General features: G+C 62.5%; 15 protein-coding genes. 6 read left to right on the forward strand and 9 right to left on the reverse strand.

What is annotated here, in order from left to right:
• Window positions 1-681, forward strand: a 681-nt coding sequence (locus Q0R23_RS01705; RefSeq protein ID WP_293909699.1) for a protein kinase, incomplete at its 5' end; no start/stop codon positions are given.
• A gap of 118 nt (window positions 682-799) precedes the next feature.
• Window positions 800-1,252, forward strand: coding sequence for a hypothetical protein (locus Q0R23_RS01710; protein ID WP_293909702.1), 453 nt, complete (start codon window positions 800-802; stop codon window positions 1,250-1,252).
• A 24-nt stretch (window positions 1,253-1,276) separates the two neighbouring features.
• Here Q0R23_RS01710 and Q0R23_RS01715 read toward each other — a convergent pair whose 3' ends face one another.
• A complete protein-coding gene (locus tag Q0R23_RS01715; RefSeq protein ID WP_293909705.1) occupies window positions 1,277-1,723 on the reverse strand; it encodes a MaoC family dehydratase in 447 nt (148 codons plus the stop codon).
• Between the two features lie 16 nt (window positions 1,724-1,739).
• On the opposite strand from Q0R23_RS01715, the gene Q0R23_RS01720 reads away from it, so the two are divergent.
• Complete coding sequence (locus tag Q0R23_RS01720) at window positions 1,740-2,054, forward strand: hypothetical protein (RefSeq protein WP_293909708.1); 315 nt, start codon at window positions 1,740-1,742, stop codon at window positions 2,052-2,054.
• A 3-nt stretch (window positions 2,055-2,057) separates the two neighbouring features.
• Here the strand turns inward: Q0R23_RS01720 and Q0R23_RS01725 are convergent, their stop codons facing one another.
• From Q0R23_RS01725 to Q0R23_RS01735, 3 genes are read right to left on the reverse strand one after another with little or no spacing between them, the layout of a single operon-like run.
• A complete protein-coding gene (locus Q0R23_RS01725; RefSeq protein ID WP_293909710.1) occupies window positions 2,058-2,834 on the reverse strand; it encodes an SDR family oxidoreductase in 777 nt (258 codons plus the stop codon).
• Window positions 2,835-2,843: 9 nt separating this feature from the next.
• Window positions 2,844-3,431, reverse strand: a complete 588-nt coding sequence (locus tag Q0R23_RS01730) for a hypothetical protein (protein WP_293909713.1) — start codon at window positions 3,429-3,431, stop codon at window positions 2,844-2,846.
• A 1-nt stretch (window position 3,432) separates the two neighbouring features.
• Window positions 3,433-5,229, reverse strand: coding sequence for an acyl-CoA dehydrogenase (locus Q0R23_RS01735; protein WP_293909716.1), 1,797 nt, complete (start codon window positions 5,227-5,229; stop codon window positions 3,433-3,435).
• A 116-nt stretch (window positions 5,230-5,345) separates the two neighbouring features.
• On the opposite strand from Q0R23_RS01735, the gene Q0R23_RS01740 reads away from it, so the two are divergent.
• Window positions 5,346-5,675, forward strand: a complete 330-nt coding sequence (locus Q0R23_RS01740) for a nucleoside triphosphate pyrophosphohydrolase family protein (RefSeq protein WP_293909719.1) — start codon at window positions 5,346-5,348, stop codon at window positions 5,673-5,675.
• A gap of 1 nt (window position 5,676) precedes the next feature.
• Here the strand turns inward: Q0R23_RS01740 and Q0R23_RS01745 are convergent, their stop codons facing one another.
• Together Q0R23_RS01745 and Q0R23_RS01750 are read right to left on the reverse strand one after the other, a co-directional pair.
• The gene (locus tag Q0R23_RS01745; protein WP_293909721.1) at window positions 5,677-6,087 is read right to left on the reverse strand and encodes a hypothetical protein; all 411 of its coding nucleotides are present in this window, start codon (window positions 6,085-6,087) and stop codon (window positions 5,677-5,679) included.
• Window positions 6,088-6,131: 44 nt separating this feature from the next.
• Entirely contained in the window at window positions 6,132-6,716 is a 585-nt protein-coding gene (locus Q0R23_RS01750) for a hypothetical protein (RefSeq protein WP_293909724.1), read from the reverse strand.
• Window positions 6,717-7,005: 289 nt separating this feature from the next.
• On the opposite strand from Q0R23_RS01750, the gene Q0R23_RS01755 reads away from it, so the two are divergent.
• Together Q0R23_RS01755 and Q0R23_RS01760 are read left to right on the forward strand one after the other, a co-directional pair.
• The gene (locus Q0R23_RS01755) at window positions 7,006-7,281 is read left to right on the forward strand and encodes an AbrB/MazE/SpoVT family DNA-binding domain-containing protein (RefSeq protein WP_293909727.1); all 276 of its coding nucleotides are present in this window, start codon (window positions 7,006-7,008) and stop codon (window positions 7,279-7,281) included.
• Window positions 7,278-7,694 (forward strand): PIN domain-containing protein, encoded by a 417-nt coding sequence (locus tag Q0R23_RS01760; RefSeq protein WP_293909730.1) that lies wholly within the window; start codon window positions 7,278-7,280, stop codon window positions 7,692-7,694. Before Q0R23_RS01755 ends, Q0R23_RS01760 begins: the two co-directional genes overlap by 4 nt.
• A 6-nt stretch (window positions 7,695-7,700) precedes the next feature.
• Here Q0R23_RS01760 and Q0R23_RS01765 read toward each other — a convergent pair whose 3' ends face one another.
• The 3 genes from Q0R23_RS01765 to Q0R23_RS01775 all read right to left on the reverse strand — a co-directional run.
• On the reverse strand, window positions 7,701-8,882 hold the full coding sequence (locus Q0R23_RS01765; protein ID WP_293909732.1) for an acetyl-CoA C-acyltransferase: 1,182 nt from the start codon (window positions 8,880-8,882) through the stop codon (window positions 7,701-7,703).
• A gap of 10 nt (window positions 8,883-8,892) precedes the next feature.
• The gene (locus tag Q0R23_RS01770) at window positions 8,893-9,324 is read right to left on the reverse strand and encodes a GNAT family N-acetyltransferase (RefSeq protein WP_293909734.1); all 432 of its coding nucleotides are present in this window, start codon (window positions 9,322-9,324) and stop codon (window positions 8,893-8,895) included.
• 233 nt (window positions 9,325-9,557) lie between these two features.
• Window positions 9,558-10,316: glycosyltransferase family 4 protein (locus Q0R23_RS01775; RefSeq protein ID WP_293909737.1), on the reverse strand; the 759-nt coding region annotated here is incomplete at its 5' end.

Genomic DNA, 10,316 nt, shown 5'->3' on the forward strand with positions numbered 1-10,316 from the left:
TACACGGTCAAGCTGTTTACCGGCAACCTGACCGAGCACGCCCGCCGCGAGGCCAGCATGGTCGTGCGCCACCCCCAGCTCGCCGAGGTGGTGACCATCAGCGAGGTCGGCGGCCAACCGGCGGTGGTGCTGCGCTTCACACGCGGCTATGAGCTGTTCCGGCGCTACCGACTGCGCCCGGCCATCAACCACGAGCCACGCGCCTATATTCGCACCCTGGCCGACGTGCTGAGCGCCCTGGGCGCCATGCACGACGCCGGGCTGCTGCACCGCGACGTGAAGGCCGACAACGTGCTGGTACTGGCCAGCGGTGAGGCCCACCTGCTCGATTTCGATTTGTCAGGGCCGAGCTACGAGGTCTTCGAATCTCCCCGGCGCATTGGCACGGCAGCCTACCAGTCACCGGAAGCCGAGCGCGGCGAACCGCTGGGGCCGCAAAGCGATCTGTACAGCGTGGGCACGCTGCTCTACTGGGGCCTGAGAGGATTCCTGCCCGAAGAACTCAGCGGGCCGCTGGGCAGCCTGGGCGACAGCACCTTTGGCCTGAACAATACTCCCCTGGAAGACTTGTGCCGCGAACTGCTGCGCTCCGATCCACAGCGCCGCCCTGGAAGCGCCGAGCAGGTCCGCGCCGAGTTGCTGGCGGCTGCGGCGCCTTTGCTGGGCGAAGGGCTGGACTGAAGTGGACAGTGGAAACGAATGGAAATTTGCACTGAGTGTAGAATGTATGTGCGGATAATGTGAATATATTAAATAAACATTATAATCAAAGGTGCTGAGCTTGGTTCAAAGGAGAACTATGAAACGGCAAATTCTCGGATTGTTGTTGACATGTCTTCTATTCCCATCTTGCAGTAAAGAAACAGGTGTGCCCGTTCCCTTAAGCGGTGAGGCAAAGATTCAAAGCTTGATTGACCCAGAGATTCAAGGTGCTGATCGTGAAGTCGTAGCGGCCCACTTCCGCGCCATAGCAGAGGAATACTGGGATGATATGGTGCTGTTACAGGACGGCAAAGTGTACTCCAATCGCGTTTCGCTCCTGGGAACTATGGTGCCTATTGAGATTGTCGGGCCGGGTATGGGAAGGATAGATGGAGGCGAGATATTTGCTTTACCAAATGCCGAGCCGGAAGAGTCGCCAACATCTAAATCAAAAAACCTAACACTTCCGTTCGACTGGCTAGAAAGTGCAGATCTATCTTTGGCCTACTCAAATACCATCCACACCTTTAGACGAACATTTAGACGGTAGCGGCAATCAGTATGAACTTTCAGCTTATTCGGTGTACACCCGCATCAGCGTTTCGGCCACCATCGCCGGGCGGTCCTCACCTTCGATCTCAACCGTGTTGAGCACCGTGAGCTGCACGTAGCCCGGCCCCTCCTCCGCGCTTTGCAACACGCCCCGGTTGCGGACGCGGCGCCCGATGCGGACTGGCGTGACGAAGCGCACCCGGTTAAGGCCGTAGTTGACGGTCATGGCAGTGCCCTGAATCTCGATGGCGCCGCCTGAGAGTTCACCGGCCAGCAGAGAGAGCGTCAGAAACCCGTGCGCGATAGTGCCACCCAGCGGCGTGGCGGCAGCGCGTTCCGGGTCGGTGTGGATGAACTGGTGATCGCCGGTCACGTCGGCAAAGGCGCTGACCCGCTCCTGGGTGATGAGCAGCCAGCCGGACTCGGTGATCTGCTGGCCGATCCGGGACTGGAGTCCGCTGAGTTGCATGGCCTTAGCATGGCGCATGGGCTCACTGGACCGCTACGACTGCGCCCGCTGCGGCCTGGGCTTCGTGTCGGGCGACAATTCGGTGGGGTTCAGCTCGCAGATGATCTCGGTCTGGTGCGCGTTTTGCGATACCGTCCACGATTTCAGCTTCGTCTGGACGCCGGGCGAGCCGAAACTGGCGGTGGCGGAACTGTTCTTTACGCCCCAGCAGCAGCGGGCCGTGAAGTGCCTCAAGCCCGCGCACCGTCCGTACCTGCTGTGGGACGCCGTGGACGGTTGCCCGGCCTGCGGAAGTGAGCTGAGCCGGGTGGGGATCATGGATTTCGACTGACCTTCAGACGATGCTCGCGCCGCCGTCCACCGCAATGTTCTGCCCGGTCATGAACGCCGAGGCGTCACTGCTCAGCAGCAGCACCAGCCCCTTGAGATCCTCATCGTTGCCCAGGCGGCCCAGCGGCGTCTGTTCCAGAATGCGGGCCTCGCCATACGCCAGCGTGCCTCTGGTCATCTTGGTGGGAAAGTAGCCGGGGCAGATGGAATTGACGGTGACACCGTGCGCGGCCCACTCGGCGGCCAGGGCACGGGTGAAGTTGACCACGCCGCCTTTGGAGGTGTTGTAGGCCAGGGTAGGCGTCATCTGCGGGTCGTTGCCTTGCAGCCCGGCCACGCTGGCGATGTTGACGATGCGGCCCGCCCTGCGCGGAATCATCGAGAGCTTGCCTACCGCCTGCGTCACCAGAAACAGTCCGGTCAGGTTCAGGTTGATGACCTTGAGCCAGGCGTCTAAAGGGTGCTCGGCGCTGGGTGCGCCCCAGGTCGTGCCCGCATTGTTGATCAGAATGTCGATCTGGCCGTGCTCGGCGATGAGTTGTTGCACCAGCGGTTCTATCGTCTCGAACCGGGTCAGGTCATGCGGGTAGACGTGGGCGGTGATGCCGAGGGCCGTTAAATGGGCCTTGGCTTCGTCCAACTCGTGCTGTTTTCGGGCGGTCAGCAGCACGGTGGCGCCGTATTCGCCCAGCGCTTCGGCGATTTGCAGGCCCAGGCCGCGCGACCCGCCCGTGATGAGCGCCACCTTGCCGGAGAGGTTGAGTAGGGATTTAATGGACATGGGGGCTCCTTATGGGAGGGGACCAGAATTCAGGCTGACGGATGATAACCGCCTGCCAATCCAGTAACGACGTGTTTCATCGTAAAGGGAGACATCACCTCCCTTCAGAATTGGCGACAGATAGCTGGATAGACACTCCTGCCAATGATACTGACCGAGGAGGCGCTCAAGCAGTTCCAGCCCGAATTTCGCCGGGAATCCTCGCTTCATCAGCCCTTCTCCCTCGGCAGTGAATCGAGATAGCTCATCATAGAAGGGGCGCTGGCTCGCTGAAACCATCTTCACAGATGATTTTGTCAGTTCGGGCCATCTCAGCATAATGAGCAAATCATCGACTTCCGGACGGGCAAAAGCGCTCCATTCTTCATACACGTCAAGCAATCCATGAATTATCTGCCGTACCAGCCGTATTGGAGGCTGCCGAGGAAGCCGAAAATCCCAGGGGCCAGCCGTGATCAGGCTGGAAAGATATCCATTACGCTCGAATTTCTCCCAGTCAGGCGTTAACTCTGCACGGCGCCAGCGTTCTACACATGCAGCTTTATTCTTCAAGCCACGTATTTTTCGCTTCTTACTGTAACGCGCCTCATCGTTCATGTCAGAACCACGCCTCCTCCATCTCCACCGTCGTCGTGTCCGCGCTCGCCAGCAGGTCGGCGTGGGCTCTGACTTTCGGCAATTCGTAGACAGCGAAGAACTTCGCAGCCTGGAGCTTGCCCCGGTAGAAGTCGGCGTTCTCTCCCTTCGCGCTCGGCAACGCTTTCGCCGCCGAGACCGCCTGACGCAGCCACATCCAGCCGACGACCGTATGGCCCAGCATCTCCAGCGCACTGTTCGCGTTCGCCAGAAACACATCCGGGCCGAGTTCGGCGGCGCGGCTGAGGATGGCGGTTAAGGCGGTCTGATTCTGACCGATGGCTGTCGCCAGCGCTGAGCGGATCTCGTCCAACCCCGGCAGTGCCTCGGCAGCCCTCAAGTCGGCGTTCATCCGCTCCAGCAGCACCGCCAGGCCGCGTCCGCCGCCCTGGGTGAGTTTCCGGCCCAACAAATCGTTGCCCTGAATGCCCTCGGTGCCCTCGTGGATGGGGTTGAGGCGGTTGTCGCGGTAATACATCTCGACGGGGTAATCGCGGGTATAACCGGCGCCGCCCATGACCTGAATGGCGTCCGAGAGCGCTTCCTGGCTGTACTTGCTGGGCCAGGATTTGACGATGGGCGTCAGCAGATCGAGCAGCAGCGCGGTGTCCGGACGGTCCTCCTGCGGGCCGGTGGCGAGATCGTCTACCAGGCTCGACGCATACAGGCCGAGCGCCAGGCCGCCTTCCACCAAGCTCTTTTGCCGCAGCAGCAGACGCTTGACATCGGCGTGGTGGGTGATGGGCACCATCGGGCTGGACGGGTCTTTATTGCTGGCGGCCCGGCCCTGCAAACGAGTGCGGGCGTAGTTCAGGCTGGCGAGGTAGCCCGCGTAGCCGAGCATCACCGCGCCCATGCCGACGCCGATGCGGGCCTCGTTCATCATGTGGAACATGGAGGTGAGCCCTTTTCCGGCCTCCCCCACCAGCTCGCCGAGGCACTCGCCGCCCTCGCCGAAATTGAGCAGCGTATTGGAGGTGCCCCGGTAGCCCATCTTGTGATTCAGCCCCGCCAGCACGACGTTGTTGGATTCGCCCACAGAGCCATCCGCGTTCACCCGGTAACGCGGCACGATGAATAAGCTGATGCCCTTCACACCTGCCGGGGCACCCTTGATCCGCGCCAGGACGAGGTGGACGATGTTTTCACTCAGCTCGTGCTCGCCGCCGGAAATCCACATCTTGGAACCGGAGACGGCGTAGCTGCCGTCGTCTTTCAGCGTGGCGGACGTGGTGATGTCGGCCAGCCCACTTCCGGCGTGCGGCTCCGATAAGGCCATCGTGCCGAACCAGCGCCCTTCGAGGAGCGGCGTCAGGTACTTGCGCTGCTGCTGGGGCGTGGCGAATTCGCGTTGCAGATTGGCGTTTCCGATGGTCAGGAAGGCGTAGCCCGCCGTGCCCAGATTCGCGGCCTGGAAGTGCGCCTGCACCGCCTGCATCACGACCCAGGGCAGTTGCAACCCGCCCAGCGCCTCGTCGTGGTGGGCGCTGAAGAATCCGGCGTCGCGAAAGGCGTCCAGCGCGGGCCTGACACCGGGCACCAGTTTGACTTTGCCGTCTACCACATGCGGCTCGTTGAGATCAGCCTCGCGGGCGTGCGGGGCGAAGTATTTCTCGGCCACCGAGTAGGCGAGTTTCAGAATGTCGTCGTAGATCTCGCGGGAGTGCTCAGCGAAGCGGGGACGTAGGGGCAGCGCGGCGGTGTCCAGCACCTCGTAGAGCTGAAACTGAAGGTCGCGGCGGGAGAGGAAGGGGGTCATCCCAGCGCCGCCTGAGCCGGTGATCGAGTCGTCATGGTGTCTCCTGTAATTCGCGTTCCATGATCTCAGAGCGCCGCCGCAGAAGCGTGAGCGCCGGTCAGTCCTACACTGGCGCTATGGACTTCAAGACCTATCAGCAGGACTCGCGCCACACCGCGCAGGCTGTCAGCACCGATCACCCGATCATCTACCCGACGCTGGGCCTGGTGAACGAGGCGGGCGAGTTCGCGGGTAAGATCAAGAAGATCTTCCGCGACCAGGGCGGCGTCATCACCGGCCCAGACGAGCAGGCGCTGAAAGCCGAACTCGGCGACGTGCTGTGGTATCTCACGCAGCTCTGCACCGAGCTGGGGCTGACGCTGGAGGAGGTCGCGGCGGCCAACCTGGAGAAACTGAAGTCGAGGCAGGAACGCGGCGTGATCGGGGGAAGTGGCGACGAGCGGTAAGTCAGGGAATGGTGACGGTGATGGTGGGGGCTTCGAGACGGCCATCACCGGGCTCAACCCAGCTCCGGATTGTGAACGTACCAGGCGGCAGATTCAGCCTGCGCCGGAGCGTGAGCCCTTCGCCGGGTGCCAGGCGTTTGGCCTGGTAGATCAGCACGCACGTTTCGATGCCTCCACCTTCAAGCATCGGCGATGGCAAAGGGGCGGTATACACCGCACCGTCTGGGCGTTTGATTTCCCAGTGCGGCTCGAACAATGGGCAATAGGTACTCTGGGTGGTCAATGGTTTGCCGCTTGTATTCGTGATCTGAAAAACCAGTTCACCGCCACTCACGCTCGCCTGGGCGCTCAGGAGCGGGCGCGGCACCTGACTCAGCCGGGGCGCACAGCCGAGCAGCAAACCGGCCAGCACTACGTAAAGCTGAAATCGAAGTTTGCGGTGGAAATAAAGGGTAATCACTTAGATGACCCGGCGGGCGGCTTCAAAATTGGCCCTTGCTTTACCAAAAAAGTTTGTTCGACATTCATCACGTTCAAGTTGAGCTGATCGCCTTCCAGCCAGTAAGACCAGGGCGGTTCGACGAACATACTCCACAGCCGGGTGCCGGTGGTGGTCCAGGCGGCCAGTTCAAGCTCAGCGGCCATCAGCACCACATCCCCGGCTCGGTCCCACCACCAGAAACCCGCATCAGCAGTGTCCTCCCACAGCCGCACAGCACGCTTCAGGTCATACGCTAGCAGCCGCTCACCCGCTCCAATGAACGCCACGCTCGTTTCCGGCACGATCAACACACCGGGTTCAAAGCCAGGCGTCTCAGGAGAGAAGCGTTGAGCTACTGTCAGCAATGACGACAGACTGCCCACGCCGTTCTGGGATATGGAAACGGCGAAGAGTTCACCGTCTTCATCGTTGCGGCCTCTCAAATCACCATACCGTTCGGCCAGGTCAGCAGCTTGCATAAGCACGTCGAGATGAGAGGGCCACTCTTCTCGCCACAATTGCACGCTGTACGCCCCGACCTGCACCCGCACGCTGCTCATATGAATGTCAGTTTACGCCCCAACCACGCGCTCACCTGGGCGCTGAGGGATGGGCGCGGCACCTGACTCAGCCGGGGAGTGCAGCCGAGCAGCAAACCAGCCGCCGGAACTCCCAGTGCCCACCTCACGCCAGCCCACGCTTGAGCAGCAGCGCCGAGCGGGAAATGGCCGCCGGGCGCGGTGTGTTGGCGAGCTGAGCGAGGACGTACTGGAAGGTGGGATCTAAGGGCATAGGTGTGGCCTCCTGAAGCAGTGGAATTTTTGGCAAAATTTATGATAAATTGCCAATATGGACATCTCAGCGGAAGTCGATCAATTTGGCCGAATCCTCCTGCCCAAGAAATTGCGTGAGGCGCTTCATGTCAAGGCCGGTGGGCGGCTATACCTCCACCTGGAGGGCGAGCAACTGACGATCACGCCTGAATACCGAACGGCGACGATCCGGATGGAAGACGGCCTGCCTGTGATCGAGTTCGCCAACAAGACCCGAATCATTGGTGATCCGGTGGCGGAGATGCGGGAAGCCCGTGAACGCGAACTGCTGGACCGGCTGTCCGGCGAGTGACGATACTACTCGACACCTCCGCCCTGGTCGCGGCGCTGATGCCCGATCACGACCAGCATATCTGGGCTCGGCCCTTTTTCCGGCAACCTGGGGTCATCTTGAGCGGGCATACGCTGGCGGAACTCTACGCTGTACTCACCGCCAGTCCACAGTTCCGCCTGAAGCCAGCCTACGTTGCCCAGACTGTCGGACAGCTTGCTGCTCAGTTGACCATCGTGCCACTCCATGCAGAGCTGTATCTGAGCGCCATTGGGCGGATCGCGGCGTTGCCTCTGACCGGCGGAGCCATTTATGACGCGCTGATCGCCGAGGCGGCCCTGAAGGCTGGAGCGTCGCAACTGGTGACCCTCAATCCCAAGCATTTCGTGCGCCTGGGGCCAGATATCGCCGAGTTGGTCATTGCTCCAGTCTGAGTACACTCACAGCACCTCGAACAACCCAGCCGCCCCCATGCCCCCACCTACGCACATCGTCACCACGACGTGTTTGGCGCCGCGCCGCTTGCCCTCGATCAAAGCGTGTCCGGTCAGGCGGGCGCCGCTCATGCCGTAGGGGTGGCCCACGCTGATGCTGCCGCCGTTGACGTTGTAGCGTTCCGGGTCGATGCCCAGCCGGTCCCGGCAGTAGAGCGCCTGCACCGCGAAGGCCTCGTTCAGCTCCCACAGGTCGATATCGCCCACGCTCAGACCGTGGCGCTTCAGCAGCTTGGGCACCGCGAAGACCGGTCCGATGCCCATCTCATCGGGTTCGCAGCCGTGGACGGCGAAGCCTTTGAACAACCCCAGCGGACTCAACCCGCGCTCCCGCGCCAGGTCGGCACTCATGACCACGCAGGCCGAGGCGCCGTCCGAGAGCTGCGAGGCGTTGCCCGCCGTGATGACCCCGCCCTCGATGACGGGCTTGAGCTTCGCCAGCCCCTCCAACGTCGTCTCAGGCCGGTTGCCCTCGTCCTGGCTGAGCGTCACCTCGCGGCTGGACACCTGGCCGCTCGCCTTGTCCTGAACCTGTTGCCAGGCGGCGTAAGGCACGATCTCGTCGGCAAATTTGCCCAACTGCTGGGCGGCGGCGGTGCGTTGCTGACTCTGAAGGGCGTACTCGTCCTGAACCTCACGGCTGATGTGGTAGCGCTTCGCCACGACTTCCGCCGTCTGGAGCATCGGCATGTAGATGTCAGGCTTGTGCTCATCCAGCCATTCGCCGCGAAAGTGGAAGGTATTGGCGTGCTCGTTCTGGGTCAGCGAGATGCTCTCCAGGCCGCCCGCCACGTACACGTCGCCCTGCCCGGCCATGACGTGGTTGGCCGCCAGCGCGATGGTATTCAGCCCGCTGGAGCAAAACCTGTTGACCGTCACGCCCGACACCGATACCGGAAAACCTGAGCGCAGCGCAATCTGACGCGCGATATTGCTGCCGGTGGCACCCTCCGGATTGCCCGCGCCCATGATGATGTCCTCGATCTCGGCGGGGTCTACTCCGGCCCGCTGCACGGCGTGCAGCACGGCGTGGGCGCCCATATCGGAGCCGTGCGTGTCGTTGAGGTAGCCCCGATACGCCCTGCCTATCGGGGTGCGGGCGGTGGAGACGATGACGGCTTGTGGCATGGAAACTCCTTTACTGAGCGAGTGGGACGACGAAAATCTGGCAGCTCTCTTCCGCGCCGCCGAGCTTGGTGTACAGGCGACGGGCCGCCGTATTCTCCGCCTCGGTCAGCACCCAGGCCGTGACACAGCCCAGGCTGCGGGCGTGGGCGGTCAAAGCGTCCAGCAGTCGCCCGCCCAGACCCTGGCCCTGGTAGCCCTGCGCCACGCCGACCTCGTTGATGAACAGCTCCGGCGGCTTGTCGGGGTGGAGGTAATGCACGCCGGAGGCCATGCCGACCACCACGTCTCCGGCCAGCGCGGCGGCCAGGTGGTGCCGGGGATCGGCGAAGAACTCGGCGGTCCAGCGCGGATCGGGCGCCTCGTCGAACACGTCGGGGGCGACGTTGGCGAACAGATGCGCCTCGGTAGAGGCCAGGACGCGAATGACGACGGCTTCAGGCATGAAAACTCCTTCGAGATGAGATTATTTCTTGAGCTGCCGGTTGAGTTCGGTCAGTCGAGCCGGGCATTTAAGGCCGTTGAGTTCGGACAGTAAGGCGTCAGGCTGAGCGGCGTAGACTTCACCCCAGAAGCGTTTCATCTTGGTATTCCAGACGCGCCAGCCGACTCCGGCAACGGCCTTTGCCACATACCGGGATTTCGATTTGCCCACCTGGACCTCCCCTCTTTTTGCACTCAGTCTAAACGATTCGCCGCCCGGTGCAAAAGCGCAGCCAGCGCCGCCGCTGTGGCGCTGAGGGTGTGGTGGCGCTCAACCCGTGCCCGTGCAGCTTCACCCAACCTGTTCACCGTTGCCGGATGCGCCTCCAGAAACCGCAGCGCCCGCACCAGCAGATCGGGGACGGGGGGCAGCAGTAAGCCGTCTACCCCATCTGTAATCAGTTCGGCCTGGGCGGGAATGGCGCTGGACACCACGCACAGGCCGCACGCCATCGCTTCCAGGGTCACCAGCGACTGGTTTTCGGCCAGGGTGGGTTGCAGCAGGGCGTCGGCGGCGGCGTAGAGTTCGGGCATGTCCCAGCGCTTGCCGAGCAGCCGCACGTTGTCCAGCCGCCAGAGGGTCTTCAGGCGCTGAATGACCATTCCCAGCGGCGAATCCATGTCACCGACGAAGACGAAATCGAGCTCGCGGGCCAGGCGGGCGGTTCGCAGCGCCGCCAGTTGATTTTTTTCCAGCGCCATGCGCCCCGGCACCAGCACGGTGAAGCGGGTAAAGCCGAAGTCTGAGCGCAGGGCCTGACGCTCGGCTTCAGGGCGAGAGCGGTAGCGTTCGGTGTCTACGCCATTGGGCACGCAAGCGGCCTCCACCCCGAACTGAGTGCGCAAAAACGCCTCGCCCCAGGTTGAGACGGTCATCACGCCGTCGGCGCGGCGTAGGCCCGGCCCCTTGGTCGAGCGGTAGACCTGCCGGTACCAGGGCCGCAGCCCCAGCGG

Origin of the sequence: Deinococcus sp. (assembly GCF_025362455.1) — a bacterium.
GTDB lineage: Bacteria > Deinococcota > Deinococci > Deinococcales > Deinococcaceae > Deinococcus.

What these genes read in the sequence shown, in the direction of transcription:
- Q0R23_RS01710 (WP_293909702.1), top strand. Translation starts at nt 800, where the DNA reads ATGAAACGGCAAATTCTCGGATTGTTGTTGACATGTCTTCTATTCCCA.
- Q0R23_RS01715 (WP_293909705.1), bottom strand. Translation starts at nt 1,723, where the DNA reads ATGCAACTCAGCGGACTCCAGTCCCGGATCGGCCAGCAGATCACCGAG.
- Q0R23_RS01720 (WP_293909708.1), top strand. Translation starts at nt 1,740, where the DNA reads ATGGGCTCACTGGACCGCTACGACTGCGCCCGCTGCGGCCTGGGCTTC.
- Q0R23_RS01725 (WP_293909710.1), bottom strand. Translation starts at nt 2,834, where the DNA reads ATGTCCATTAAATCCCTACTCAACCTCTCCGGCAAGGTGGCGCTCATC.
- Q0R23_RS01730 (WP_293909713.1), bottom strand. Translation starts at nt 3,431, where the DNA reads ATGAACGATGAGGCGCGTTACAGTAAGAAGCGAAAAATACGTGGCTTG.
- Q0R23_RS01735 (WP_293909716.1), bottom strand. Translation starts at nt 5,229, where the DNA reads ATGACCCCCTTCCTCTCCCGCCGCGACCTTCAGTTTCAGCTCTACGAG.
- Q0R23_RS01740 (WP_293909719.1), top strand. Translation starts at nt 5,346, where the DNA reads ATGGACTTCAAGACCTATCAGCAGGACTCGCGCCACACCGCGCAGGCT.
- Q0R23_RS01750 (WP_293909724.1), bottom strand. Translation starts at nt 6,716, where the DNA reads ATGAGCAGCGTGCGGGTGCAGGTCGGGGCGTACAGCGTGCAATTGTGG.
- Q0R23_RS01755 (WP_293909727.1), top strand. Translation starts at nt 7,006, where the DNA reads ATGGACATCTCAGCGGAAGTCGATCAATTTGGCCGAATCCTCCTGCCC.
- Q0R23_RS01765 (WP_293909732.1), bottom strand. Translation starts at nt 8,882, where the DNA reads ATGCCACAAGCCGTCATCGTCTCCACCGCCCGCACCCCGATAGGCAGG.
- Q0R23_RS01770 (WP_293909734.1), bottom strand. Translation starts at nt 9,324, where the DNA reads ATGCCTGAAGCCGTCGTCATTCGCGTCCTGGCCTCTACCGAGGCGCAT.